At 73.2% G+C, this 24,818-nt stretch carries 23 protein-coding genes; 18 read left to right on the forward strand and 5 right to left on the reverse strand.

Annotated features, from left to right (window positions below):
- The first annotated feature begins 21 nt into the window (after window positions 1-21).
- On the forward strand, window positions 22-960 hold the full coding sequence (locus ACFYNX_RS07085; RefSeq protein ID WP_388658539.1) for an arylamine N-acetyltransferase: 939 nt from the start codon (window positions 22-24) through the stop codon (window positions 958-960).
- Window positions 961-1,059: 99 nt separating this feature from the next.
- The gene (locus ACFYNX_RS07090) at window positions 1,060-1,950 is read left to right on the forward strand and encodes a YceI family protein (RefSeq protein WP_388658542.1); all 891 of its coding nucleotides are present in this window, start codon (window positions 1,060-1,062) and stop codon (window positions 1,948-1,950) included.
- A gap of 53 nt (window positions 1,951-2,003) precedes the next feature.
- Here ACFYNX_RS07090 and ACFYNX_RS07095 read toward each other — a convergent pair whose 3' ends face one another.
- Window positions 2,004-2,264, reverse strand: coding sequence for a hypothetical protein (locus ACFYNX_RS07095; RefSeq protein WP_376238569.1), 261 nt, complete (start codon window positions 2,262-2,264; stop codon window positions 2,004-2,006).
- A 39-nt stretch (window positions 2,265-2,303) separates the two neighbouring features.
- Between ACFYNX_RS07095 and holA the strand changes: the two genes are divergently transcribed.
- Window positions 2,304-3,296, forward strand: coding sequence for a DNA polymerase III subunit delta (gene holA, locus ACFYNX_RS07100; RefSeq protein ID WP_365538187.1), 993 nt, complete (start codon window positions 2,304-2,306; stop codon window positions 3,294-3,296).
- Window positions 3,297-3,588: 292 nt separating this feature from the next.
- On the opposite strand, the gene rpsT is transcribed toward holA, so the two are convergent.
- The gene (gene rpsT / locus ACFYNX_RS07105) at window positions 3,589-3,855 is read right to left on the reverse strand and encodes a 30S ribosomal protein S20 (RefSeq protein ID WP_188270270.1); all 267 of its coding nucleotides are present in this window, start codon (window positions 3,853-3,855) and stop codon (window positions 3,589-3,591) included.
- Between the two features lie 186 nt (window positions 3,856-4,041).
- Here rpsT and lepA point away from each other — a divergent pair, with 186 nt between their 5' ends.
- The 3 genes from lepA (at window position 4,042) to hemW (ending at window position 9,337) form a co-directional block, all read left to right on the forward strand.
- Window positions 4,042-5,910 (forward strand): translation elongation factor 4, encoded by a 1,869-nt coding sequence (lepA, locus tag ACFYNX_RS07110; protein WP_388658547.1) that lies wholly within the window; start codon window positions 4,042-4,044, stop codon window positions 5,908-5,910.
- 226 nt (window positions 5,911-6,136) lie between these two features.
- The gene (locus tag ACFYNX_RS07115) at window positions 6,137-8,014 is read left to right on the forward strand and encodes an AMP-dependent synthetase/ligase (protein WP_388658550.1); all 1,878 of its coding nucleotides are present in this window, start codon (window positions 6,137-6,139) and stop codon (window positions 8,012-8,014) included.
- A 90-nt stretch (window positions 8,015-8,104) separates the two neighbouring features.
- Complete coding sequence (hemW, locus tag ACFYNX_RS07120; protein WP_365538179.1) at window positions 8,105-9,337, forward strand: radical SAM family heme chaperone HemW; 1,233 nt, start codon at window positions 8,105-8,107, stop codon at window positions 9,335-9,337.
- Window positions 9,338-9,352: 15 nt separating this feature from the next.
- Here hemW and ACFYNX_RS07125 read toward each other — a convergent pair whose 3' ends face one another.
- On the reverse strand, window positions 9,353-10,153 hold the full coding sequence (locus ACFYNX_RS07125) for a DUF3097 domain-containing protein (RefSeq protein ID WP_388658553.1): 801 nt from the start codon (window positions 10,151-10,153) through the stop codon (window positions 9,353-9,355).
- 119 nt (window positions 10,154-10,272) lie between these two features.
- Complete coding sequence (locus ACFYNX_RS07130; protein ID WP_365538174.1) at window positions 10,273-11,001, reverse strand: MBL fold metallo-hydrolase; 729 nt, start codon at window positions 10,999-11,001, stop codon at window positions 10,273-10,275.
- Between the two features lie 147 nt (window positions 11,002-11,148).
- Here ACFYNX_RS07130 and hrcA point away from each other — a divergent pair, with 147 nt between their 5' ends.
- The 9 genes from hrcA (at window position 11,149) to ACFYNX_RS07175 (ending at window position 20,099) form a co-directional block, all read left to right on the forward strand.
- Window positions 11,149-12,168, forward strand: coding sequence for a heat-inducible transcriptional repressor HrcA (hrcA, locus tag ACFYNX_RS07135; RefSeq protein WP_125664383.1), 1,020 nt, complete (start codon window positions 11,149-11,151; stop codon window positions 12,166-12,168).
- Entirely contained in the window at window positions 12,169-13,305 is a 1,137-nt protein-coding gene (gene dnaJ, locus ACFYNX_RS07140) for a molecular chaperone DnaJ (RefSeq protein ID WP_365538171.1), read from the forward strand.
- A 100-nt stretch (window positions 13,306-13,405) separates the two neighbouring features.
- The gene (locus ACFYNX_RS07145) at window positions 13,406-14,488 is read left to right on the forward strand and encodes a nitronate monooxygenase (protein ID WP_365538168.1); all 1,083 of its coding nucleotides are present in this window, start codon (window positions 13,406-13,408) and stop codon (window positions 14,486-14,488) included.
- Window positions 14,485-15,228, forward strand: a complete 744-nt coding sequence (locus ACFYNX_RS07150; RefSeq protein ID WP_388658557.1) for a 16S rRNA (uracil(1498)-N(3))-methyltransferase — start codon at window positions 14,485-14,487, stop codon at window positions 15,226-15,228. The genes ACFYNX_RS07145 and ACFYNX_RS07150 overlap by 4 nt, the downstream gene beginning before the upstream one ends.
- Window positions 15,229-15,327: 99 nt before the next feature.
- Complete coding sequence (locus ACFYNX_RS07155; protein WP_388658560.1) at window positions 15,328-16,620, forward strand: tetratricopeptide repeat protein; 1,293 nt, start codon at window positions 15,328-15,330, stop codon at window positions 16,618-16,620.
- Complete coding sequence (locus ACFYNX_RS07160) at window positions 16,617-17,732, forward strand: tetratricopeptide repeat protein (RefSeq protein WP_388658562.1); 1,116 nt, start codon at window positions 16,617-16,619, stop codon at window positions 17,730-17,732. Before ACFYNX_RS07155 ends, ACFYNX_RS07160 begins: the two co-directional genes overlap by 4 nt.
- Before the next feature lie 91 nt (window positions 17,733-17,823).
- Window positions 17,824-18,183: a histidine triad nucleotide-binding protein gene (locus ACFYNX_RS07165; RefSeq protein ID WP_388658565.1), complete on the forward strand. Its 360-nt coding sequence runs from the start codon at window positions 17,824-17,826 to the stop codon at window positions 18,181-18,183.
- A 3-nt stretch (window positions 18,184-18,186) separates the two neighbouring features.
- Entirely contained in the window at window positions 18,187-19,092 is a 906-nt protein-coding gene (locus ACFYNX_RS07170) for a ribonuclease Z (RefSeq protein WP_388658567.1), read from the forward strand.
- A gap of 2 nt (window positions 19,093-19,094) precedes the next feature.
- Window positions 19,095-20,099, forward strand: a complete 1,005-nt coding sequence (locus tag ACFYNX_RS07175; RefSeq protein ID WP_365538151.1) for an adenosine deaminase — start codon at window positions 19,095-19,097, stop codon at window positions 20,097-20,099.
- A 223-nt stretch (window positions 20,100-20,322) separates the two neighbouring features.
- Here the strand turns inward: ACFYNX_RS07175 and ACFYNX_RS07180 are convergent, their stop codons facing one another.
- Complete coding sequence (locus ACFYNX_RS07180) at window positions 20,323-21,666, reverse strand: MFS transporter (RefSeq protein ID WP_388658570.1); 1,344 nt, start codon at window positions 21,664-21,666, stop codon at window positions 20,323-20,325.
- 260 nt (window positions 21,667-21,926) lie between these two features.
- On the opposite strand from ACFYNX_RS07180, the gene ACFYNX_RS07185 reads away from it, so the two are divergent.
- The 3 genes from ACFYNX_RS07185 (at window position 21,927) to ybeY (ending at window position 24,813) form a co-directional block, all read left to right on the forward strand.
- Window positions 21,927-23,045, forward strand: coding sequence for a PfkB family carbohydrate kinase (locus tag ACFYNX_RS07185; protein WP_365538146.1), 1,119 nt, complete (start codon window positions 21,927-21,929; stop codon window positions 23,043-23,045).
- A 210-nt stretch (window positions 23,046-23,255) separates the two neighbouring features.
- Complete coding sequence (locus ACFYNX_RS07190; protein ID WP_388658573.1) at window positions 23,256-24,302, forward strand: PhoH family protein; 1,047 nt, start codon at window positions 23,256-23,258, stop codon at window positions 24,300-24,302.
- Between the two features lie 13 nt (window positions 24,303-24,315).
- Complete coding sequence (ybeY, locus tag ACFYNX_RS07195) at window positions 24,316-24,813, forward strand: rRNA maturation RNase YbeY (protein WP_030211030.1); 498 nt, start codon at window positions 24,316-24,318, stop codon at window positions 24,811-24,813.
- Window positions 24,814-24,818 lie beyond the last annotated feature (5 nt).

A 24,818-nucleotide genomic window follows, 5' to 3' on the forward strand; every position in this document is an offset into this window, starting at 1 on the left:
CCGGCCCGGCAGACTGTCCGCATGAGTACCCAGCCGACCCCCGCCGTCCCGTCCGAGCCCCCGGCGCCGCAGGGTTCTTCCGCTCCGCCCGTGCCCTTCGTTCCCGCTCCGTCCGAGGTCGAGGCCTATCTGCGGCGGATCGGGGCGGAGCGGCCGGTGCGTGCGGATGCCGCCGCGTTGTGCGAGCTGCACCTGCTCCACCTGCGGACGGTGCCCTTCGAGAACCTCTCGATCCATCTCGGTGAGCCCGTGGTCCTGGACGAGAAGGCGCTCCTCGACAAGGTGGTCGGCGCGCGCAGGGGCGGTTTCTGCTACGAGGTCAACACGGCGTTCGCCGTTCTGCTGAGGGGGCTCGGGTACCGGGTCGAGCTGCTTCAGGCGCGGGTCGTCGGGGAGGGCGGGAAGCTCGGCATCCCGTACGACCACATGGCGTTGCGCGTGGAGACGGTAGGGGAGAAGGGGGAGGGGGAGCGGTGGCTGGCCGACGTCGGGTTCGGCGACCACAGTCACTTCCCGCTGGCCTTCGACGCGCGCGACGACCAGGAGGATCCCGGGGGCGTCTTCCGGATCGTGGAGACCGCCGACGGCGACCTGGACGTGCTGCGGGACGGGAAGCCCCAGTACCGGATGGAGACCCGGCCGCGCGAGCTCGCCGACTTCGCGGCCGGGGCCTGGTACCACCGGACCTCGCCCGACTCGCACTTCCCGCGCTCCCTCGTCTGCTCCCGGCTCACCGAGGAGGGCCGGATCACCCTCAGCGGCACGAAGCTGATCACCCGGGCCCGCGGCGGGCGCGACGAGCGAATCCTCGGCGGGGACGAGGAGGTGAGGGAGGCGTACCGGAACCTGTTCGGCATCGAGCTCGACGCACTGCCCGTCGTGTCACCACCCGTTGCCCGACCGCCCGTCGTACCGCCGCCCTCCGTAAGGGAAGAGAACGTCAATTCGGACTCTCGGTAACACTTAGCGACACTTGCTCCGGTTTGCCTCGAACGCCTCAAGGGTGATCGAATGCGACTTCGTTGCATAGTGAACGAGTCGCACGGGGGTGCGTGAAGAATGTTCGACCGTCTCTTCGGGAAGCGCGGAGGGAACGCCGCGCGGGGCGGGCCGCTCGCCGGTCTCACCGTCCCGTCCTCGGCGGGAGTCCTGAGCTGCCGGGTGCTCGACCCCGTGCACGAGCCCGTCCGGCAGGCCGAGTTCGTCGTCAGCGACGCCGTCGGGCGCAAGGTGCTGGCCGGGGAGACCGACCCGTACGGCACCGCGCTCGCGACCGTGCCGGCCGGCGAGTACCGGCTCGCGGTCACCGCCGAGGGCTACACGCCGCACCACGGCACCGCCCTCGTCGCCGAGGGCGTCCACACCGGCCTCGGCGACGTCATGCTCCAGGTCGCCCCGCAGCCCCCGCTCCCGGAGCCGGGCGACTGGGAGATCGACCCGGCGCACTCCCAGATCGGGTTCACGGCGCGCCACATCGGACTGGCCCGGATCCACGGCCGGTTCAACGGCTTCGCGGGCGCGGTCCGGATCGCCGACCGCATGGAGCACTCCGCGATGCACGTCGTCATCGACGCGGCCTCCATCGACACCGGGGTGCGGATGCGCGACGACCACCTGCGCTCGGGCGACTTCCTCGACGTCGGGAAGTACCCGACGCTGGAGTTCTACAGCGAGCGCTTCACCCACCGGGGCGGCAGCCGCTGGGCCGTCACCGGGGCGCTCACCCTCCACGGGGTGAGCCGCACGGTGACCCTCGACACCCAGTACCTGGGCCTCGGGAACGGTCTGGAGGGCGAGACCCGGGGCGCCTGCCGCGCCACCACCGAACTCCACCGCGAGGACTTCACCCTGACCTGGCAGACGCTGCTCGCGCGCGGCATCGCGGCCGTCGGGTCCAGCATCAGCATCGACCTCGACGTCCAGATCGTGCCCAGGACGTCGGGAAGCTGACGGGGGACCAAGGGGGTCGAGGGGAGCCGAGAGGGGCGAGGGGGGCGAGCGGGTCAGGGGGCCTCCAGCCAGCCCTCGTACTCGGCGGCGAGGCCGTCGAGGGCCGCCGGGTCGAGCCGGCCGTCCGGATCCTCGACGACCACCAGCCACTGCGCGTCCTCGGCGTCGTCCTCCCCGGCCAGGGCGTCCCGCACGAGCTGCGGTTCCTCGGCGACGCCGAAGCGGTCGGGAAGCTCCCCGGCGACCTCCTCGGCGGCGTCGCGGTCGGGGAGCACCAGTACGTGTCGTTCACTCACCCCGCCATTCTCGGGCATGGGCACGGCTGTCGGTGGCCCGTGGGATGCTGGACGGCGATGGCCACCAGAAAGACTTCCCCCGACGACCTCCTCGGCCCCGTGACGCTCGCCGTGGGACAGGAGGACCTGCTCCTCGACCGCGTCGTCCAGGAGGTGGTGGCGGCCGCCCGCGCCGCCGACGCCGACACGGACGTGCGCGACCTCGCCCCCGACCAGCTCCAGCCCGGGGCGCTCGTGGAGCTCACCAGTCCCTCGCTCTTCGCCGAGCGCAAGGTCCTGATCGTGCGGAACGCGCACGACCTCTCCGCCGAGGCGGTCAAGGACGTCAAGGCCTACTTCGGCGACCCGGTCGAGGACATCTCCCTGGTCCTGCTCCACGCGGGCGGTGCCAAGGGCAAGGGGCTGCTCGACGCCGCGCGCAAGGCGGGGGCGCGGGAGGTGGCCTGTCCGAAGACGACCAAGCCGGCGGAGCGGCTGACGTTCGTGCGGCAGGAGTTCCGGGCGCTCGGACGCTCGGCCACGCCGGAGGCCTGCCAGGCCCTGGTCGACTCGATCGGCAGCGACCTGCGGGAGCTCGCGTCCGCCGTCACGCAGTTGACCTCCGACGTGGACGGGACGATCGACGAGGCGGTCGTCGGGCGGTACTACACGGGCCGCGCCGAGGCCTCCTCCTTCAACGTCGCCGACCGCGCCGTCGAGGGCCGGGCGGCCGAGGCCCTGGAGGCCCTGCGCTGGTCGCTCTCGACCGGGGTCGCGCCCGTGCTGATCACCAGCGCGCTCGCCCAGGGCGTGCGGGCCATCGGCAAGCTCTCCTCGGCCCGGGGCGGCCGCCCCGCCGACCTCGCGCGGGAGCTGGGCATGCCGCCCTGGAAGATCGACCGCGTACGGCAGCAGATGCGCGGCTGGACCCCGGACGGGGTCGCGCTGGCCCTGCGCGCGGTCGCCGAGGCGGACGCGGGCGTGAAGGGCGGGGGCGACGACCCCGAGTACGCCCTGGAGAAGGCGGTCGTCACGGTGGCCCGGGCGGCGAGGATGCGCCGGGGCGACTGACCGGTGCCCGGTGCGGGACGGGCGTCCCCACCGGGCGGCGCCCTCCCGCGCGGCGGAGAACCCCGTACGCCGGAGGCAGCGCCGTACGCCGGGGGCGGCCCCCATAAGCCGAAGGCAGCCCCGTACGACGAAGGCCCCGCCGTCTCCTGGGGAAGGAGGCGGCGGGGCCCTCGACGTTCGAGCAAGTGGGCTCGCACCCGCGTGGCGAACGCGTCCGCGCGCGAGTCCGGGGTGGCCGGGCGGGAGCGGGAGAGAGGGCCCGCTGGATCCCGTACGGCCGTTAGATCAGAGCTCAGCCCTGGAGGGAGGCGACCTTGGTGGCCAGCGCCGACTTCTTGTTGGCGGCGGCGTTCTTGTGGATGACACCCTTCGAGACAGCCTTGTCGAGCTGACGCGAGGCGGCACGAGTGGCGACGGTGGCCTTCTCGAGGTCGCCGGCGGCGACAGCCTCACGGGCCTTGCGGATCGCGGTCTTGAGCGAGGACTTGACGGCCTTGTTGCGCAGGCGCGCCTTCTCGTTCGTCTTGTTCCGCTTGATCTGGGACTTGATGTTCGCCACGAAAAGAGCCTTTACAGGTTCGGTGTTCCTTCTGGAAGCGCCTCGTGAGCTGAGAGGGCAGACGAGGCACAGCCATCCACGGTATCAGCCGCCCTCGTGCCCGCCCAAACCGGGCGTCGGCCGCCGGGCATGGGACCATGGAGCCTACGTATCCGTTCAGAACATCGCCCGAGACGAGAAGCCTGCGTGCCCGCGACTCCTACCAACGTGCCCGAGCCGAGCCGTACCGACCCGGCTCTGATCCGCAACTTCTGCATCATCGCGCACATCGACCACGGCAAGTCCACGCTCGCCGACCGGATGCTCCAGCTCACCGGTGTGGTCGACCAGCGGCAGATGCGCGCCCAGTACCTCGACCGGATGGACATCGAGCGTGAGCGCGGCATCACGATCAAGTCCCAGGCGGTCCGTCTGCCGTGGGCTCCCACCGAGGGGCCGGAGCAGGGGCGCACGCACATCCTGAACATGATCGACACCCCCGGGCACGTCGACTTCACCTACGAGGTTTCGCGGTCCCTCGCGGCGTGCGAGGGCACGATCCTGCTGGTGGACGCGGCGCAGGGCATCGAGGCGCAGACCCTCGCCAACCTCTACCTGGCGATGGAGAACGACCTCACCATCGTCCCGGTCCTCAACAAGATCGACCTGCCGGCCGCGCAGCCGGAGAAGTTCGCCGAGGAGCTGGCGAACCTCATCGGCTGCCAGCCGGAGGACGTGCTCAAGGTCTCCGCGAAGACCGGTCTGGGCGTCGAGGCGCTGCTCGACCGCGTCGTCCGGGACGTCCCGGGGCCGGTCGGCGTCGCCGACGCCCCCGCGCGCGCGATGATCTTCGACTCGGTGTACGACTCGTACCGGGGCGTCGTGACGTACGTGCGTGTCGTCGACGGGCAGCTCAACAAGCGCGAGCGCATCAAGATGATGTCGACCGGCGCCACGCACGAGCTCCTGGAGATCGGCGTCTCCTCCCCGGAGATGACGCCGTCCGACGGCCTGGGCGTCGGCGAGGTGGGCTACCTCATCACCGGTGTGAAGGACGTCCGCCAGTCCAAGGTCGGTGACACGATCACCTCGCAGTCCAAGGGCGCCACCGAGGCGCTCGGCGGCTACAAGGACCCGAAGCCGATGGTCTTCTCGGGCCTGTATCCGCTGGACGGCTCGGAGTACCCCGACCTGCGCGAGGCCCTGGACAAGCTCCAGCTCAACGACGCCGCGCTCGTCTACGAGCCGGAGACCTCCGCCGCGCTCGGCTTCGGCTTCCGCGTCGGCTTCCTCGGCCTGCTCCACCTGGACGTGATCCGCGAGCGCCTGGAGCGCGAGTTCGGCCTCGACCTGATCGCCACCGCCCCCAACGTGGTCTACCGCGTGGTCATGGAGGACGGCGCCGAGCACACGGTCACGAACCCGAGCGAGTTCCCCGAGGGCAAGATCGACGAGGTGTACGAGCCCGTCGTGCGGGCCACGATCCTCGCGCCCAGCGAGTTCATCGGCGCGATCATGGAGCTCTGCCAGAACCGGCGCGGCACCCTGATCGGCATGGACTACCTCTCCGAGGACCGGGTCGAGATCCGGTACACCCTGCCCCTCGCGGAGATCGTCTTCGACTTCTTCGACCAGCTCAAGTCCAAGACGCGCGGGTACGCCTCCCTCGACTACGAGCCCACGGGCGAGCAGGCCTCCAGCCTGGTCAAGGTCGACATCCTGCTGCACGGCGACAAGGTGGACGCCTTCTCCGCCGTCACCCACAAGGACGCGGCGTACGCCTACGGCGTGCGGCTCGTCGCCAAGCTGCGCGAGCTCATCCCCCGGCAGGCCTTCGAGGTGCCGATCCAGGCCGCGATCGGCTCCCGGGTGATCGCCCGCGAGACCATCCGCGCCATCCGCAAGGACGTCCTCGCCAAGTGCTACGGCGGTGACATCTCCCGGAAGCGGAAGCTGCTGGAGAAGCAGAAGGAGGGCAAGAAGCGCATGAAGATGGTCGGTTCGGTGGAGGTGCCGCAGGAGGCCTTCATCGCCGTCCTGTCGAGCGACGAGTCCTCGGGCAAGGGCAAGAAGTAGCCGCCGGGGAGCGGGCGGGAGCCGGGCCGGTGGCCCGGAGGAAGTAGCTGCTCCCTACATCGAACGGGTCCACGCGCGGGGTGCGCGTGGACCCGTTCGTTATGAAGCGGCGCACTGTAAGGCCTTACGCGCCGGACCTCGGGCCTTTAGTCTGATCCCGGCTCGAAGGTTACTCGCCAGTTAGTTACGAACCACCAGAAGGCACCGCCGCCGCCCGGAGGACGTCGTGAGCGACACACAGACCCAGATCGAGAACCGGCCGCCCTCCGTGGCGACCCTCTTCCTTGAGCGAGTCGAGCGGACTCCCGACGCGGAGGCCTACCGCTACCCGGTCCCCGCCGCGTCCGGCACCGGCCCGGACGACTGGAAGTCGCTCAGTTGGGGTCAGGCCGCCGAACGGGTCTACGCGATCGCCGCCGGCCTCGTCGACCTCGGCGTCCGGGCCGAGGAGCGGGTCGCCCTCGCCTCCTCCACCCGGGTCGAGTGGATCCTCGCGGACCTCGGCGTGATGTGCGCGGGCGCCGCGACCACCACGGTCTACCCGCAGACCAACGCCGAGGAGTCGGCGTTCATCCTCTCGGACTCCGAGTCGAAGGTCCTCATCGCGGAGGACGCGGCCCAGCTCGCCAAGGCCGTCGAGCGCCGCGCCGACCTGCCGAACCTCCGCCACGTGGTCGTCGTCGACGCCGCCGGCGTCGAGAGCGACGGCGACTGGATCCTCTCCCTCGCCGAGCTGGAGGAGCGCGGCCGGGCACACCTGGAGACGCACCCCGAGGCGGTCAAGGAGCGGGTCTCCGCGATCACCTCCACGCAGCTCGCCACCCTCATCTACACCTCGGGCACCACCGGCCGCCCCAAGGGCGTCCGCCTCCCGCACGACAACTGGTCGTACATGGCCAAGGCCATCGCCGCCACCGGCCTGGTCACCCAGGAGGACGTGCAGTACCTGTGGCTGCCGCTCGCCCACGTCTTCGGCAAGGTCCTCACCTCGGGCCAGATCGAGGTCGGCCACGTCACCGCCGTCGACGGCCGCGTCGACAAGATCATCGAGAACCTGCCGGTGGTCCAGCCGACCTACATGGCCGCCGTGCCCCGCATCTTCGAGAAGGTCTACAACGGGGTCGCCGCCAAGGCCCGCGCCGCCGGCGGCGCCAAGTACAAGATCTTCCAGTGGGCGGCCGAGGTCGCCCGCGACTACGCGAAGACCACCCAGGACAACTTCCGCCGCACCGGCACCGCCTCCGCGCCCTTCGGCCTGGGCGCCAAGCACAAGGTCGCCGACGCCCTCGTCTACGGCAAGATCCGCGAGGCCTTCGGCGGCAACCTGCGCGCGTGCATCTCCGGCTCCGCCGCCCTCGCCCCCGAGATCGGCTACTTCTTCGCCGGCGCGGGCATCCACGTCCTGGAGGGCTACGGCCTCACCGAGTCCTCCGCCGCCTCCTTCGTCAATCCGGGCGAGGCCTACCGCACCGGCACCGTCGGCAAGCCGCTCCCCGGCACCGAGGTCCGCATCGCCGACGACGGCGAGATCCTGCTGCGCGGCCCCGGCATCATGGAGGGCTACCACGGCCTGCCGGAGAAGACGGCCGAGGTCCTGGAGTCCGACGGCTGGTTCCACACCGGCGACATCGGCGAGCTGTCCGCCGACGGCTACCTGCGGATCACCGACCGCAAGAAGGACCTGATCAAGACGTCCGGCGGCAAGTACATCGCGCCGGCCGAGGTCGAGGGCCAGTTCAAGGCCGTCTGCCCGTTCGTCTCGAACATCCTGGTCCACGGCGCCGACCGGAACTTCTGCACCGCCCTGATCGCCCTCGACGAGCCCTCCCTCCTCGGCTGGGCCGCCGAGCACGACCTCGCCGGGAAGCCGTACGCCGAGGTCGTCGCCGCCCCGCAGACCGAGAAGCTGATCCAGGGGTACGTGGACCGCCTCAACGAGGGCCTCCAGCGCTGGCAGACGATCAAGAAGTTCCGCCTGCTGCCGCGCGACCTCGACATCGAGCACGGCGAGCTGACCCCGTCCCTGAAGCTCAAGCGCCCGGTCGTGGAGCGCGAGTACAAGCACCTCATCGAGGAGATGTACGAAGGCTCGCGCGAGGTCTGACCGCCCCTCCCCGCGCCGGGGCCGACCAGCACGGGAGCCGGTTGTCCACAGGCAGCCGGCCCACCCCGGGCAGTACGGGACAATGGGCTCATGCCTTCCGTACTGCCCGATGGTGAGACCGTTCCCGAGGACGGGGCGCTGCCCCCGCACGCCCTGGAAGGGGCCGGGGAGCGCCCGCTCGGGTTCTACCTGCACGTGCCGTACTGCGCGACGCGCTGCGGATACTGCGACTTCAACACCTATACGGCGAGCGAGCTGCGCGGCACGGGGGGCGTGCTCGCCTCCCGGGACAACTACGCCGGGCAGGTCGTCGAGGAGGTCCGGCTCGCCCGGAAGGTCCTCGGGGACGACCCCCGGCCGGTCCGGACCGTCTTCGTCGGCGGCGGCACGCCCACGCTGCTCGCCGCCGGGGACCTCGTACGGATGCTGGGGGCGATCCGCGACGAGTTCGGGCTCGCGGACGACGCCGAAGTCACGACCGAGGCGAACCCGGAGTCGGTGGACCCGGCCTACCTGGCGGAGCTGCGCGCGGGCGGCTTCAACCGGATCTCCTTCGGCATGCAGAGCGCCCGGCAGCACGTCCTGAAGGTCCTCGACCGCACCCACACGCCCGGGCGCCCCGAGGCGTGCGTCGCCGAGGCGCGGGCCGCCGGGTTCGACCACGTCAACCTCGACCTGATCTACGGCACGCCCGGCGAGTCCGACGACGACTGGCGGGCCTCGCTCGACGCGGCGATCGGCGCCGGGCCCGACCACGTCAGCGCCTACGCGCTGATCGTCGAGGAGGGCACCCAGCTCGCCCGCCGCATCCGGCGCGGCGAGGTGCCGATGACCGACGACGACGTGCACGCCGACCGGTACCTGATCACCGAGGAGGTGCTGTCCGGGGCCGGTTTCGAGTGGTACGAGGTGTCCAACTGGGCCACCTCGGAGGCCGGGCGCTGCCTCCACAACGAGCTGTACTGGCGCGGCGCCGACTGGTGGGGCGCGGGACCCGGCGCGCACAGCCACGTGGGCGGGGTCCGCTGGTGGAACGTGAAGCACCCGGGCACGTACGCGGCGGCCCTCGCGGCGGGGAGGTCGCCGGGCGCCGGCCGCGAGCTCCTCTCCGGGGAGGACCGGCGGGTGGAGCGGATCCTGCTGGAGCTGCGCCTCCGGGACGGCTGCCCGCTGGACCTGCTCAGGCCCGCGGGGCTCGCCGCCTCCCGCAAGGCCCTGGAGGACGGCCTCCTGGATCCCGCCCCGTACGGGGCGGGCCGGGCCGTCCTGACCCTGCGGGGGCGGCTGCTCGCGGACGCGGTGGTGCGGGACCTGGTGGACTAGGGCTCCGGGGGCGGGCTACGGCGCCGTCACGAAATCGATCAGTTCCTCGACCCGGCCCAGGAGCGCCGGCTCCAGGTCCTTGTACGACGTCACCCGCGACAGGATGTGCTGCCAGGCCGCGCCCGTGTTCTCCGGCCAGCCCAGGGCGCGGCAGACGCCCGTCTTCCAGTCCTGGCCGCGCGGGACCGTCGGCCAGGCCGGGATGCCGAGCGAGGACGGCTTCACCGCCTCCCAGACGTCGATGTACGGGTGGCCGACGACCAGGACGTCCGGGGAGGTCACCCGGGCCGCGATCCGGGACTCCTTGGAGCCCGGGACCAGGTGGTCCACCAGGACGCCGAGGCGCGCGTCGGGCCCCGGGCCGAACTCCGCGACGATCGACGGCAGGTCGTCGACGCCCTCCAGGTACTCCACGACCACGCCCTCGATCCGCAGGTCGTCGCCCCAGACCCGCTCGACCAGCTCCGCGTCGTGGCGGCCCTCGACGTAGATCCGGCCCGCCCGCGCCACGCGCGCGCGTGCGCCGGGCACCGCGACCGAGCCGGAGGCCGTACGGGTCGGGCGGGCCGGGGCCGCCGAGGGGCGGACCAGGGTCACGACCCTCCCCTCCAGGAGGAAGCCGCGCGGTTCCAGCGGGAAGACCCGGTGCTTGCCGAAGCGGTCCTCCAGGGTCACCGTGCCCGCCTCGCAGCGGATCACCGCCCCGCAGAAGCCCGTCGCCACCTCCTCCACGACGAGATCGCGGTCGGCCGGGACCTCCGGGACGGGCGCCGAGCGCTTCCAGGGGGGTGTCAGATCGGGGTGGTAGCTGCGCATGGGCTCAATCCTGTCCAGGGTGTGGCGTCGGGACACTGCCGGGGGTCCGGGGATCGTCCCCCGGGAGATGCGGCCGAGGGGGCGTCACGTCCGGATCGTGGCCGCGCGTCCGGGCGACGTCACGCGACGGAGAAGCGCGTCGCCAGTTCCTCGCGCTGGCGCCGTACGAACGCGGCGTCCACCACCGCCCCGTGCCCCGGCACGTACACCGCGTCCCCGCCGCCGAGCGACAGGAGGCGGTCCAGGGCGTCCGGCCAGCGGGACGGGATCGCGTCCGGGCCCGCCTGCGGCTCGCCCGACTCCTCCACCAGGTCCCCGCAGAAGACCACCTCCGGCGGGCCGGGCACCAGGAGCGCCAGGTCGTGGCCCGTGTGCCCGGGGCCGACGTTCGCCAGGAGCACCTGCCGGCCGCCCAGGTCGAGCGTCCACTCGCCGGAGACCACGTGCCGCGGGGCCACGAGCACGTCCGCCGCCTCCGCGGCCGCCACCGGGTCCAGGCCGTGCCGCACCGCGTCCGCCCGCAGCGCCTCCCGGTCCCGCTCCCGGGCGAGCAGCTCCTCCGTGCCGACCGCGCCGAAGACCTCCGCGCCCGCGAAGGCCGCCGTGCCGAACACGTGGTCGAAGTGCGGGTGGCCCAGTGCGATGTGCGTCACCCTCCGGCCGCCCGTGAGTTCCGCCACCTCCGCCCGCAGCTCCGCGCCCTCCGCGAGGGACGACCCCGTGTCGTACAGCAGCACCGCCCGTTCGCCCACGACGAGCCCCGCCGTGGCGTCCCAGACGGGCAGCCGGCGCCGGCCCACCCCGTCCGCGAGCCGCTCCCACCCCTGTGCTTCCCAGTCGACATCCATACCGCGACGCTAACCGGTGGGGCGCCGCCTCCTTGCCAGGAGCGACGTGTGCCGCCGTACACTGGCCCGGGATCGCTGGCACTCGGACAGGGCGAGTGCCAAAAGCGGAGCAACCGGATCGACCGACGACTGCTGGAGGTGCGCACGATGCTCAGCGAACGCAGACTCGAAGTGCTGCGCGCCATCGTCCAGGACTATGTCGGGACGGAGGAGCCCGTCGGCTCCAAGGCGCTCACGGAGCGCCACAAGCTCGGCGTGTCGCCCGCCACCGTGCGCAACGACATGGCCGTGCTCGAGGAGGAGGGCTACATCGCGCAGCCCCACACCAGCGCGGGCCGCATCCCGACGGACAAGGGCTACCGGCTGTTCGTCGACCGGCTCGCGGGGGTCAAGCCGCTGTCGACGCCCGAGCGGCGGGCCATCCACAACTTCCTCGACGGCGCGGTCGACCTGGACGACGTCGTCGGCCGCACGGTCCGGCTGCTCGCGCAGTTGACCCGGCAGGTCGCCGTCGTCCAGTACCCCTCGCTGACCCGCTCGACCGTCCGGCACGTGGAACTGCTCTCGCTGGCCCCGGCCCGCCTGATGCTCGTCCTCATCACGGACACCGGACGGGTCGAGCAGCGGGTGGTCGACTGCCCCGCGCCCTTCGGCGAGACCTCGCTCGCCGACCTGCGGGCCCGGCTCAACAGCCGGGTCGTCGGCCGCCGGTTCGCCGACGTGCCGCAGTTGGTGCAGGACCTCCCCGAATCCTTCGAGGAGCCCGAGGACCGCGCCACGGTCTCGACCGTGCTCGCGACCCTCCTCGAAACCCTCGTCGAGGAGCACGAGGAGCGGCTGATGATCGGCGGCACCGCCAACCTCACCCGCTTCGGACACGACTTCCCCCTGATGATCAGGCCCGTCCTGGAGGCTCTGGAGGAGCAGGTCGTCCTCCTCAAGCTGCTGGGCGAGGCCAAGGAATCGGGCATGACCGTACGGATCGGGCACGAGAACGCCCACGAGGGGCTGAGCTCCACGTCCGTCGTCTCGGTCGGCTACGGTTCGGGCGGCGAGGCAGTCGCCAAACTCGGCGTGGTCGGACCGACCCGCATGGACTACCCCGGAACGATGGGAGCGGTACGCGCAGTGGCACGTTACGTCGGACAGATCCTGGCGGAGTCGTAAGTGGCCACGGACTACTACGCCGTACTCGGCGTACGCCGCGACGCGTCCCAGGACGAGATCAAGAAGGCCTTCCGGAGGCTCGCGCGCGAGCTGCACCCGGACGTCAATCCCGATCCGAAGACGCAGGAACGCTTCAAGGAGATCAACGCCGCCTACGAGGTGCTCTCGGACCCGCAGAAGAAGCAGGTCTACGACCTCGGCGGCGACCCGCTCTCGGCCTCCGGCGGAGGCGGCGCGGGCGGCTTCGGAGCGGGCGGCTTCGGCAACTTCTCCGACATCATGGACGCCTTCTTCGGCACGGCGTCGCAGCGCGGCCCGCGCTCGCGCACCCGCCGCGGCCAGGACGCCATGATCCGCCTGGAGATCAGCCTCGACGAGGCGGCCTTCGGCACCACCAAGGACATCCAGGTCGACACGGCGGTCGTCTGCACGACCTGCTCCGGCGAGGGCGCCGCTCCCGGCACCTCCGCGCAGACCTGCGACATGTGCCGCGGCCGCGGCGAGGTCTCCCAGGTCACCCGGTCCTTCCTGGGCCAGGTCATGACCTCCCGGCCCTGCCCGCAGTGCCAGGGCTTCGGCACCGTCGTCCCGACCCCGTGCCCCGAGTGCGCGGGCGACGGCCGGGTCCGCTCCCGCCGCACCCTCACGGTCAAGATCCCGGCCGGCGTCGACAACGGCACCCGCATCCAGCTCGCGGGCGAGGGCGAGGTCGGCCCCGGCGGCGGCCCCGCCGGCGACCTGTACGTCGAGATCCACGAGACCCCGCACGACACGTTCCAGCGGCGCGGCGACGACCTGCACTGCACGGTGACGATCCCGATGACGGCGGGCGCGCTCGGCACCAAGGTGCCGCTGCAGACCCTCGACGGCGTCGAGGAGGTCGACATCCGGCCCGGCACCCAGTCCGGCCAGTCGATCCCGCTCCACGGGCGCGGCGTCACCCACCTGCGCGGCAACGGGCGCGGCGACCTCATCGTGCACGTCGAGGTCCAGACCCCGGGCAAGCTCGACGCGGAGCAGGAGCGCCTCCTGCGCGAGCTGGCCAAGCTGCGCGGCGAGGAGCGGCCCACGGGGCAGTTCCAGCCGGGGCAGCAGGGGCTGTTCTCGCGGCTGAAGGACGCGTTCAACGGGCGGTAGGCCCGTCGTACGCACGGCCTTGCGTACGGGGAGGGGCGGTGTCCATGTATGGATACCGCCCCTTTCCGTACCCCTCCCCGCGGCATGACACGATGCCCATATGTCCACCACCGCACTGAACGATCTCTCCCGGATCCCGATCGTGCAGGCCCCCATGGCGGGTGGCGCCTCCTGTCCCGAGCTCGCCGGAGCCGTCTGCGAGGCCGGGGCGCTCGGCTTCCTGGCCGGCGGCTACAAGACGGCCGGAGGGCTGTACCAGGAGATCAAGCAGGTACGCGGGCTCACCGCGCGCCCCTTCGGCGTCAACCTCTTCGTGCCGCGGACCGGCCGGCCCGCCGACCCGGCCGCCGTCGAGGTCTACCGCCACCAGCTCGCCGGGGAGGCCGACTGGTACCGGACCCCGCTCGGCGAGACCGACGACTCCCGCGACGACGCCTACGACGCCAAGCTGGCCATCCTCCTGGAGGACCCGGTCCCCGTCGTCTCCTTCACCTTCGGCTGCCCCGCGCCCGAGGCGCTCGCCGCCTTCGCCCGCGCCGGCACGTACACGATCGTCACCGTCACCTCCGCCGAGGAGGCCCTCGCCGCCGAGCGCGCCGGGGCCGACGCCGTCTGCGTCCAGGGCGTCGAGGCCGGCGGGCACCAGGGGACCCACCGCGACGACCCGGACGAGGACGGCACGCCCGGCACCGGCCTGCTCACCCTCGTCACCCAGGTCCGCGAGAGCGTCCGCCTCCCGCTCCTCGCCACCGGCGGGATCATGCGCGGCGCCCAGATCGCCGCCGTCCTGGCCGCCGGGGCCGACGCCGCCCAGCTCGGCACCGCCTTCCTCGCCTGCCCCGAGTCGGGTGCCCACCCGCTGCACAAGCGGGCCCTGACCGACCCGCTGTTCACCCGCACCGCCCTCACCCGGGCCTTCTCCGGGCGCCCGGCGCGCGGCCTGGTCAACCGCTTCACGCGCGAGCACGGCCCGTACGCCCCCGCCGCCTACCCCGAGGTCCACCACCTCACCGCCCCGCTGCGCAAGGCCGCCGCCACCGCGGGCGACGCCCAGGGCATGGCCCTCTGGGCCGGCCAGGGACACCGCCTCGCCCGCGAACTCCCCGCCGGGCGGCTGGTGGAGGTCCTCGCCGCCGAACTCGACACCGCCCTCTCGGAACTGCCCCACAGGAGCACCTCGTGACCGCACCCGTCTTCGTCGTCGACGCCGTCCCCGGCGCCGGGAACTTCCTCCTGGACGGCCCCGAGGGGCGGCACGCCGTCTCGGTGAAGCGGCTGCGGGAGGGCGAGGAGCTGGTCCTCGTCGACGGCCGGGGCCGCTGGGCCGCCTGCGAGGTGCTCGCCGCCGAGGGCAAGGACCACCTGACCGTACGGGTCGCCGAGGTCCACGAGGACCCCGGGGAGGAGCCCCGGATCACCGTCGTCCAGGCGCTCCCCAAGGGCGACCGGGGCGAGCTGGCCGTCGAGACCATGACGGAGACCGGCGTGGACGCGATCGTCCCGTGGGCCGCCTCCCGCTGCATCACGCAGTGGAAGGGCGACCGGGGCCTCAAGGCGCTCGCCAAGTGGCGGTCCACCGCGCGCGAGGCCGGCAAGCAGTCGCGCCGCACCCGCTTCCCCGAGGTCGCCGACCTCATGACGACCAAGCAGGTCGCCGCCCTCCTCGCGGAGGCCGACTTCGCGGCCGTCCTGCACGAGGACCGCGACCACCCCAGCGGCGCGCTCGCCACCGCCGACCTCCCCGCGAAGGGGTCGGTCGTCCTGGTCGTCGGACCCGAGGGCGGGGTCTCCCCGGAGGAGCTGGCCGCCTTCGGGGCGGCCGGGGCGAAGCCGTACCGGCTGGGCCGCAGCGTGCTGCGCACCTCCACGGCGGGCACGGCGGCGACGGCCCTGGTCCTGGGCCGGACGGGCCGCTGGAGCTAGGACCCCGAGGACGGGGGCACGTCGGCCACCGGTCTCTGGAGCAAGGCCCGGGGCGAACCCGGTGGACGGTGTCCCCGGGGGGCTCCTTAGGGTGGCCGCATGGCCGACGAGTCCCCCCTGATCCGCAGTCTCCGCGCCGCCGTGGCCGCCGCCCCCGGCGACGTGCCCCTGCGGCTCCACTTCGCCGAACTCCTCCTCGCGGAGGGACGCAACGACGAGGCCGTCACCGAGGCGGCCGTCGCCCTCCAGCACGCGCCCGGGGACGCGGCCGCCCGCGCCCTGATGGTCCGCGCGATGGGGCTGCCCGCCGCAGAGGACCCGGCCCCCGCGCCGAGCGCCCCCGCCCCGGACGGATCCGCCCCGGACGAGCCCGCGCCCGCGCCGAGGGCCTCCTCCTCCTTCGACTGGGACGCCGCCGAGCAGCAGGTCCAGGACCTCGTCGGGCCCCGCTTCCTGGAGGACCCGCAGGCCGCCGACGGCGACGGGACCGCCGGGGACGCGGCCGCCTGGGACGTCGACGCCCCCGGCGCCGTCCGCCTCGCCGACGTCGGCGGCATGGAGGAGGTCAAGGACCGCCTGGAGGCCGCCTTCCTCGCCCCCATGCGCAACCCCGAACTGCGCAGGCTGTACGGCAAGTCGCTGCGCGGCGGCCTGCTCCTCTACGGCCCGCCCGGCTGCGGCAAGACCTTCATCGCCCGGGCCGTCGCGGGCGAACTCGGCGCGAGCTTCCTCACCGTCTCGCTCTCCGACGTCCTCGACATGTGGATCGGCGCCTCCGAGAAGAACATCCACGACATCTTCGAGACCGCCCGCTGCCAGGCCCCCTGCGTCGTCTTCCTCGACGAGCTGGACGCCCTCGGCGTCAAGCGCTCCCGCACGCACCACAGCGGCCTGCGCAACGTCGTCAACCAGCTCCTCACCGAGCTCGACGGCATCGCGAGCGGCGCCGGGAACGAGGGCGTCTTCGTGCTCGCCGCCACCAACGTCCCCTGGGACGTGGACATCGCCCTGCGCCGCCCCGGCCGCCTCGACCGCACCCTGCTCGTGCTGCCGCCGGACGCCGCCGCGCGCGAGGCGATCCTCCGCTACCACCTGCGCGACCGGCCCATCGAGGCCGTCGACCTCGGCAAGCTCGTCAAGGCCACCGAGGACTTCTCCGGCGCCGACCTCGCCCACGTCTGCGAGACGGCCGCCGAGGCCGCCCTCCTCGACTCCGCCCGCAGCGGCTCCGTACGCCTGATCACCACCAAGGACCTGCTCGGCGCGGCCAAGCAGATCAAGCCGTCCACGGAGCCGTGGTTCGCCGCCGCCCGGAACGTCGCCATGTTCGCCAACGAGGGCGGCCTCTACGACGACCTGCTCGCCCACCTCAAGCGGAAGCGCAAGCTGTGAGCGGGGCGGAGGCTCAGGGCGCCCACGGCACCGCGCTGCGGCGCGCCGAGGCGCTGTACGAGGCCGGGCGGTACGAGCAGGCCGGGGCGCTGGCCGCCCAGCACCTGGCGACCGAACCCGAGGACGCCGAGGCCCTCGTCCTGCTCGCCCGCTGCCACCACCGGGGCGGCGCCCACCCCGCCGCCCTGGCCGCCGTGGACCAGGCGCTGCGCGCCGAGCCCGAACTGCTCGGCGCCTGGCTGATGCGCGTCCAGATCCTCCTCTCCCAGAAGCGCTACCCGGAGGCCGAGTCCACCGCCCGGCACGCCGTCGCGCTCGCCCCGCACCACTGGGGCACCCACTACGCGCTCGGCACCGCCCTCGCGGAGCACGGCGAACGCACCCGCACGCCCGCGCGTACCACCGAGGCGTACGAGGCGGCCCGGACCGCCGTGAACCTCGCGCCCGAGGAGGACGCCGCCCACTTCCTGGTCGGCCTCACCGCCCAGCGCCGGGGCGACCACGCCACCGCGCAGCGGGCGTACGAGACGACGCTGCGCCTCAACCCGCAGAGCAGCGAGGCCCACAACAACCTCTCGCTGCTCCGACTGCGGCGGCGCTGGTTCCGGCGCGGGGCGTGGACGCAGGCCGCCGAGGGGTTCGTCGCCTCCGCCGCGCTCGACCTCCAGGACCGCAAGGCCCGCTACAACCTGGAGGCCATGGCCTGGAACACCGTCGCCGGGGCCCGCTGGGTCGCCCTCATCGGCTTCATCGCCTCCGTGTACGCCACCGCCGCCGTCCGCACCGGCGGCACCGGGACCGGCGCGGTCGTCCAGTTCCTGATCGGCACGGCGATCCTCGTCGGCGCGTGGGGCGGCTGGGTGCTGTGGATGGGCCGCCGGCTGCCGCCCCGGCTGCGCCGCCCGCTGCTGCTCGTGGCGCGCGGCTGCCGGCCGGTGATCGCCATGGCGACGGCCGTGGGGCTGCTCGGGCTCCACTCGGTGGCGACGACGGCCCTCTGGTCGCTCGACGCGGGCGTGGTCGGCGGGCTCGGGGCGCCGCTGTTCTGGGGCGTGGTCATCACGTACTGGGTGAGCCGCTCGTTCCTGAACCGCCGCGCCCCCAAGGACTGACCGGGCCCCTGTGGAAAACGGATCCGACCGTGTCGGCGGCGGCCGATAGCATGCGCCTGTACTGATCGACGGAGGCGAGGAGGCCCGGACCATGGCCGGAGAGCCGCAGAGCGACTGCCTGTTCTGCAAGATCGTGTCGGGGGAGGTGCCCGCGACGATCGTGCGCGAGACGGAGACGACCGTCGCGTTCCGCGACATCAACCCCCAGGCGCCCACCCACGTCCTGGTGATCCCGCGCGTGCACTACCCGGACGCCGCCTCCCTCGCGGCCGGAGCGCCGGACGTCGCCGCCGACCTGCTGCGCGAGGCCGGCGAGGTCGCCGCCCAGGAGAAGACCGACGGCACCGGCTACCGGATCGTCCTCAACACCGGCGCGGGCGCGGGCCAGACCGTCTTCCACACCCACGCGCACGTCCTGGGCGGCCGCGGCCTCACCTGGCCCCCCGGATAAGCCGTGTCCGTACGCGAACTGGTCGTCCTCGGGACCGCGAGCCAGGTCCCGACCCGGCACCGCAACCACAACGGCTACCTGCTGCGCTGGGACGGACAGGGGATCATGTTCGACCCCGGCGAGGGCACCCAGCGCCAGATGCTTCGGGCCGGGGTCGCCGCGCACGACCTCGACCGGATCTGCGTCACGCACTTCCACGGCGACCACTCGCTCGGCCTGGCCGGGGTGATCCAGCGGATCAACCTCGACCAGGTCCCGCACCCGGTCACCGCCCACTACCCGGCGAGCGGACAGCGCTTCTTCGAGCGGCTGCGGTACGCCACGGCCTACCGCGAGACCGTGCACCTGGTCGAGGCGCCCGTCGCCGCCGACGGGCCGCTCGCCGTCACCGACGCGTACACCCTGGAAGCCCACCGGCTCTCGCACCCCGTCGAGTCGTACGGCTACCGGCTCGTCGAGCCCGACGGGCGCCGCATCCTGCCCGAGAGGCTCGCCGCGCACGGCATCCAGGGGCCCGACGTGGGCCGGATCCAGCGCGACGGCGTCCTGGACGGCGTCACCCTCGACGAGGTCAGCGAGGTCCGGCGCGGACAGCGCTTCGCCTTCGTCATGGACACCCGGCTCTGCGACGGCGTGCACGCCCTCGCCGAGGGCGCCGACATGCTCGTCATCGAGTCGACCTTCCTCGACGAGGACGTCCGCCTCGCCACCGACCACGGCCACCTGACGGCCGGACAGGCCGCCGAGGTCGCCCGGGACGCGGGCGTGCGGCACCTCGTCCTCACCCACTTCTCGCAGCGCTACCACGACCCCGCCGCGTTCGAACGGCAGGCACGGGCCGCCGGGTTCGACGGCGAGCTGAGCATTGCCCAGGACCTCATGAGGGTCCCCGTACCGAAACGAACGTGAACATGCCCGTACCGAAGGCAGAACTGCACCTCCACATCGAAGGCACCCTCGAACCCGAGCTGGCCTTCGCGCTCGCCGCGCGCAACGGCGTCACCCTGCCGTACGCGGACACCGACGCCCTGCGCGAGGCGTACCGCTTCAGCGACCTCCAGTCCTTCCTGGACCTGTACTACGGCCTGATGGCGGTCCTGCGCACCGCCGAGGACTTCACCGAACTCGCCGACGCCTACCTGGAGCGGGCCGCGGCCCAGGGCGTCCGGCACGCCGAGATCTTCTTCGACCCGCAGGCGCACACCGCCCGCGGCGTCCCGATCGGCACCGTCGTCGAGGGCCTGACCGCCTCCCTCGACCGCGCCGAGGAGCGGTACGGGATCTCCACCCGGCTCATCATGTGCTTCCTGCGCGACGAGTCCGCCGAGTCGGCCCTCGCCACCCTGGAGGCCGCGAAGCCGTACCTGGACCGGATCACCGGCGTCGGCCTCGACTCCGCCGAGGTCGGCCATCCGCCGGCCAAGTTCCGCGAGGTGTACGAGGAGGCCGCCCGGCTCGGCCTGCGCCGCGTCGCCCACGCGGGCGAGGAGGGCCCCGCGGCGTACGTCCGCGAGGCCCTCGACGTCCTCGGCGTCGAGCGGATCGACCACGGCCTGCGCTGCATGGACGACCCCGACCTCGTCGCCCGGCTCGCCCGCGAGCGGGTCCCGCTCACCCTCTGCCCCCTGTCGAACGTCCGCCTCCGCGTCATCGACGCCCTCGCCGACCATCCGCTCCGCGCGATGATGTCGGCCGGTCTCCTCGTCACCGTCAACTCCGACGACCCCGCCTACTTCGGCGGCTACGCGGGCGACAACTACGACGGCGTCCGCGACGCGCTCGGCCTCACGGAGGACCAGCTCCGGGAGCTGGCGCGGAACTCCTTCCGGGCGTCGTTCCTGGAGGACGAGGAGGAGCGGCGGGAGCGGTACCTGGCGGAGGTGGAGGCGTACGAGTTCGGGGGTGGCGGGGCGTAGGTGAGGGCGGGACGGTTCGGGTGCGGGCCGGGGCGCCTGCGGCGGGCCTCTCACCCCACCCCGCCCCTTGCCGAAACCGGGGGCGAGCCCCCGGACCCCCGCACGGGCCGAACTTTCAGCCCCGCCGGCGTTCGAGGCGTGGGGTCCGGGGTGGAGCCCCGGTTACGGGAAGGGGCGGGGTGGGGGACAAGCCCGCCGCAGGCGCCCCCCCCACCCACCCCGCCTACTCCCGCCCCCTCACCCCCGCCAACCCCACCGCCGCCCTCGTCAGCCGGCGCCGGGTGACCGGCACCCGGATCGCAGCCACCGGCTGCTCCGGCGCCCCCATCTGCGGAACCAGGGCCGGCGTCCCCGACGCGTTGCCGGCGAGGACGGCCGCAGGGGCCCCGCCGCGGCGGCGGACCGAGCCGGGGACCAGGGGGCGCCCGGCGGCGTGGCGGGCCACGGCCGTCATGGGGGCGGCGACCAGGAGGAGCAGGGCGCAGAGGACCGCGCCCATGCCCGGGTAGCCGACGCCCTCGGAGAGGAGGCTGCCGGTCACCGGGCCGCAGGCCACGCCGAGGGAGGACGCCGAGCCGACCAGGACGGCCCAGCGGCCGCGCGGGTCGAGGGAGGCGGCCAGGCCCAGGAGGTAGGACAGGACGACCGGGTAGAGGGCGTTCCACAGGACCTCGCCGGTCGCGAAGGACGCCAGGCCCCCGGCGGCCGAACTCAGCAGCACGCAGCCCGCGATGAGCACCGTGCCCGCCCCGATCGGCACCGCCCGGCCCAGGCGCGAACCGAGCGCCCCCGCCGCCGTGACCCCGGCGAGCCCCGCGCCGAGCGCCGCCGCGAGGACCGCGCCGACGGTGACCTCGGAGAGCCCGGCCTGGGTGAGCCCGATGCGGCCGCTCACGCCCCACAGGGCGTTCTGCGCGAGGGACCAGCACAGGATGCCGCCCGCGAGGACGATCCCCGCCCGCCGGTGCGGCAGCGGCCCCGTCACCTGCGCGGCACCCGCACCCGCACCCGCACGCGCCCGCGTACCGCCCGGCAGGTGCCCCGTCGCCGGCCACACCAGGACCGCCGCGCAGGCGATCGCGACCAGCGGGGGCGCGTGCCCGCCGCCCAGGTGGGGGAGCGTCAGGTAGAGGGCGCCCGCCGCGGCCGAGACGGAGAGCAGGCCGAGGGCGGCGGCCCGGTGCGGGTCCCGCCGCCCGGCGATCCCGGCGGCGGCCACCGCCGTCGCCGTGCCCGAGCCGAGGCCGCCGAGGACGGCGCCCGCGACCACCAGCGGCACGGTGCCGGTCGCGGCGGCGGAGTCGTACCCGACCACCATGGCGAGCAGGCCCGCGCGGGCCGCCCGGCGCGGTCCGATCCGCTCCCCGCGCGCGGCGAGCGCGAAACCGGCGCAGGAGGAGCCGAGCAGCAGGACCGAACCGACCAGGCCCGCCTGCGCGGGGGTGAGGCCGAGTCCGGCGGAGAGCCGGCCGACGACGGTCGGCAGGAGGTACGGGGCCAGGTGACCGGCCGTGAAGAGGGCGACGAGGGCGACGAGGGCCCCCGCGCCGCGAGTCCGCGACGACATGGGCGTTCCCAGGAGCAAGGAGGGGAGGGGTGGAGCGCCCGGTGGTGCGGGGAGTGGCACGGGGTCGCGGGACCATCTGTATCAAGCGGGGGAGGGGCGGGAGAAGACGGTATCCGCCGGTACGTTACGTGATCCGGGTCACCATGGGTTTGGATGGGCGGTTTCCGGGTAACGGCTCGGTCCTCCCCGTGAGTCCCACCCGCCTCCCACCCCCCGTCGGGCACACTGGGCGGATCCGCACCGCGACCGGGGAGTCCGCCGTGACCACAGCCAGGGGAGAGCAGCCGCACCACGACGCCGAGGTCGATCCGCTGGAGCGCCTCCGCGAACCCACGGACCCCGCCTGCGACGTCTTCCTGACCGGCACGGTCTTCCTGGACATCATCTTCACCGGCCTCGACAGCGCCCCCGTCCGCGGCACCGAGTCCTGGGCCCGCGGCATGGGCTCCAGCCCCGGCGGCGTCGCCAACATGGCCACCGCCCTCGCCCGCCTCGGCCTGCGCACCTCCCTCGCCGCCGCCTTCGGCGACGACCACTACGGCGAGTACTGCTGGGACGCCCTGGAGCAGGGCGAGGGCATCGACCTCTCGTTCTCCCGCACGGTCCCCGGCTGGCACTCCCCGGTCACCGTCTCCATGGCCTACGAGGGCGAGCGCACGATGGTCTCCCACGGCCACGAGGCCCCGCCGCCCGACGGCGCCCTGCCCGCCTACCCGCCGCACGCGCGCGCGGCCGTCGCCTCCCTGGCCCCCGGCCGCTCCGAGGAGTGGGTCGCCCAGGCCGCCCGCGCGGGCGCCAAGGTCTTCGCCGACGTCGGCTGGGACGACACCGGCCGCTGGGACCTGGCGGCCCTCCCCGACCTGGAGCACTGCGAGGCGTTCCTGCCCAACGCCGCCGAGGCGATGCGCTACACCCGCACCGACTGCCCCCGGGCCGCCGCCCGCGCCCTCGCCGACAAGGTCCGCTACGCCGTGGTCACCCTCGGTGCCGAGGGGGCCTACGCCGTCGACGGGGCCACCGGCGAGACCGCCGAGGTCCCCGCCATCCAGGTCTCCGCCCTCGACCCGACCGGCGCCGGGGACGTCTTCGTCGCCGGTTTCGTCACCGGGACCCTCGCCGACTGGCCCCTCGCCGACCGGCTCGCCTTCGCCGGGCTCACCGCCGCCCTCTCCGTCCAGGAGTTCGGCGGCTCCCTCTCCGCCCCCACCTGGGACGAGATCGCCGCCTGGTGGCAGCGGGCCCAGGGCGACGCCCGGCAGGACCCCGAGGCCCTGCGCGGCCGTTACGCCTTCCTGGAGCGCCTCCTGCCCGCCCCCGGCCGCCCCTGGCCGCTGCGCCGGGCGGTTCCGACGATCGGCTTCCGCGCGGCCGCCTCCTGAGGGGACCCGCCCGGAGGAGGAGGCCGCGCCCGGAGGAGGAGGCCGCGCCCGGAGGAGGAGGTCCCGCCCGAAAGCGAGCACGTCACTCGAACGGCCCTCCGTAAACCCCTTAGGCACTGTCGGTACCAGGTCGTAGGCTTGGTGGTCGAGAGGTTGTCGAGCAGCGAGAACCATGCGACGGGAGGTATGTGCAGGCCACAGTGCCGGCCCATGACTCACACACCCACAGCCCACGACGGAGCGCCCCACGACGGGGCGCGCGGACAGGCCCGCGCCCACTTCACCGTCCCCGCCAAGCATCCGATGGTGACCCTCCTCGGCTCCGGGGACGCCCTGCTCCGCGTGATCGAGCGCTCGTTCCCGGGCGCCGACATCCACGTCCGGGGCAATCAGGTCAGCGCGGTCGGCGACGCAACGGAAGTCGCCCTGATCCAGCGCCTGTTCGACGAGATGATGCTGGTGCTCCGCACCGGTCAGCCGATGACGGAGGACGCAGTGGAACGCTCGATCGCCATGCTCAGGGCGAGCGGCGACGGATCGGCGGAGGGCGGCGAGGAGACTCCCGCCGAGGTGCTCACGCAGAACATCCTCTCCAGCCGGGGACGCACGATCCGCCCCAAGACGCTCAACCAGAAGCGGTACGTCGACGCCATCGACAAGCACACCATCGTCTTCGGCATCGGCCCCGCGGGCACCGGCAAGACCTATCTCGCCATGGCCAAGGCGGTCCAGGCCCTGCAGTCCAAGCAGGTCACCCGGATCATCCTGACCAGACCCGCCGTCGAGGCGGGCGAGCGGCTCGGCTTCCTGCCGGGCACCCTCTACGAGAAGATCGACCCGTACCTGCGCCCGCTCTACGACGCCCTGCACGACATGCTCGACCCGGACTCGATCCCCAAGCTCATGGCGAGCGGGACGATCGAGGTCGCGCCCCTGGCGTACATGCGGGGTCGCACGCTCAACGACGCGTTCATCATCCTGGACGAGGCGCAGAACACGAACCCCGAGCAGATGAAGATGTTCCTCACCCGCCTCGGCTTCGACTCGAAGATCGTCATCACCGGTGACGTCACCCAGGTCGACCTGCCGAACGGGACGAAGAGCGGTCTGCGGCAGGTCCGCGACATCCTCGACGGGGTCCAGGACGTCCACTTCTCCACGCTCACGTCGCAGGATGTCGTCCGGCACAAGCTCGTCGGCCGTATCGTCGACGCGTACGAGCAGTACGACAGCCGCAACGGCCGCAACGGGAAGTAGTCACAGAACCACCATGTCGATCGACGTCAACAACGAGTCCGGCACCGAGGTCGACGAGCAGTCGATCCTCGACATCGCCCGCTACGCGCTCGCGCGCATGCGCATCCACCCCCTCTCCGAGCTCTCGGTGATCGTCGTGGACGCGGAGGCGATGGAGCAGCTCCACATCCAGTGGATGGACCTGCCCGGCCCCACGGACGTCATGTCCTTCCCGATGGACGAGCTGCGTCCGCCGGCGAAGGACGACGCGGAGCCCCCGCAGGGGCTCCTCGGCGACATCGTGCTCTGCCCCGAGGTCGCCACCCAGCAGGGCAAGGACGCGCCGACGCAGCACTCCATGGACGAGGAGCTCCAGCTCCTCACCGTCCACGGAGTGCTGCACCTCCTCGGGTACGACCACGAGGAGCCCGACGAGAAGGCCGAGATGTTCGGCCTCCAGGCGGCGATCGTCGACGGCTGGCGCGCGGAGAAGGGCCTGACCGGCCCCTCCCCGGCACCGACCGTCTCCTGACCCCG

Source organism: Streptomyces sp. NPDC007872, from assembly GCF_042868165.1.
GTDB lineage: Bacteria > Actinomycetota > Actinomycetes > Streptomycetales > Streptomycetaceae > Streptomyces.

Excerpts from the sequence above, each read along its gene's own strand:
- ACFYNX_RS07190 (WP_388658573.1), top strand. The coding sequence starts at position 23,256 with ATGACTCACACACCCACAGCCCACGACGGAGCGCCCCACGACGGGGCG.
- ACFYNX_RS07130 (WP_365538174.1), bottom strand. The coding sequence starts at position 11,001 with ATGGATGTCGACTGGGAAGCACAGGGGTGGGAGCGGCTCGCGGACGGG.
- ACFYNX_RS07180 (WP_388658570.1), bottom strand. The coding sequence starts at position 21,666 with ATGTCGTCGCGGACTCGCGGCGCGGGGGCCCTCGTCGCCCTCGTCGCC.
- hrcA (WP_125664383.1), top strand. The coding sequence starts at position 11,149 with ATGCTCAGCGAACGCAGACTCGAAGTGCTGCGCGCCATCGTCCAGGAC.
- hemW (WP_365538179.1), top strand. The coding sequence starts at position 8,105 with ATGCCTTCCGTACTGCCCGATGGTGAGACCGTTCCCGAGGACGGGGCG.
- ACFYNX_RS07155 (WP_388658560.1), top strand. The coding sequence starts at position 15,328 with ATGGCCGACGAGTCCCCCCTGATCCGCAGTCTCCGCGCCGCCGTGGCC.
- ACFYNX_RS07145 (WP_365538168.1), top strand. The coding sequence starts at position 13,406 with ATGTCCACCACCGCACTGAACGATCTCTCCCGGATCCCGATCGTGCAG.
- ACFYNX_RS07095 (WP_376238569.1), bottom strand. The coding sequence starts at position 2,264 with ATGCCCGAGAATGGCGGGGTGAGTGAACGACACGTACTGGTGCTCCCC.
- ACFYNX_RS07165 (WP_388658565.1), top strand. The coding sequence starts at position 17,824 with ATGGCCGGAGAGCCGCAGAGCGACTGCCTGTTCTGCAAGATCGTGTCG.
- ybeY (WP_030211030.1), top strand. The coding sequence starts at position 24,316 with ATGTCGATCGACGTCAACAACGAGTCCGGCACCGAGGTCGACGAGCAG.
- ACFYNX_RS07125 (WP_388658553.1), bottom strand. The coding sequence starts at position 10,153 with ATGCGCAGCTACCACCCCGATCTGACACCCCCCTGGAAGCGCTCGGCG.
- ACFYNX_RS07085 (WP_388658539.1), top strand. The coding sequence starts at position 22 with ATGAGTACCCAGCCGACCCCCGCCGTCCCGTCCGAGCCCCCGGCGCCG.
- ACFYNX_RS07175 (WP_365538151.1), top strand. The coding sequence starts at position 19,095 with ATGCCCGTACCGAAGGCAGAACTGCACCTCCACATCGAAGGCACCCTC.
- ACFYNX_RS07090 (WP_388658542.1), top strand. The coding sequence starts at position 1,060 with ATGTTCGACCGTCTCTTCGGGAAGCGCGGAGGGAACGCCGCGCGGGGC.
- holA (WP_365538187.1), top strand. The coding sequence starts at position 2,304 with ATGGCCACCAGAAAGACTTCCCCCGACGACCTCCTCGGCCCCGTGACG.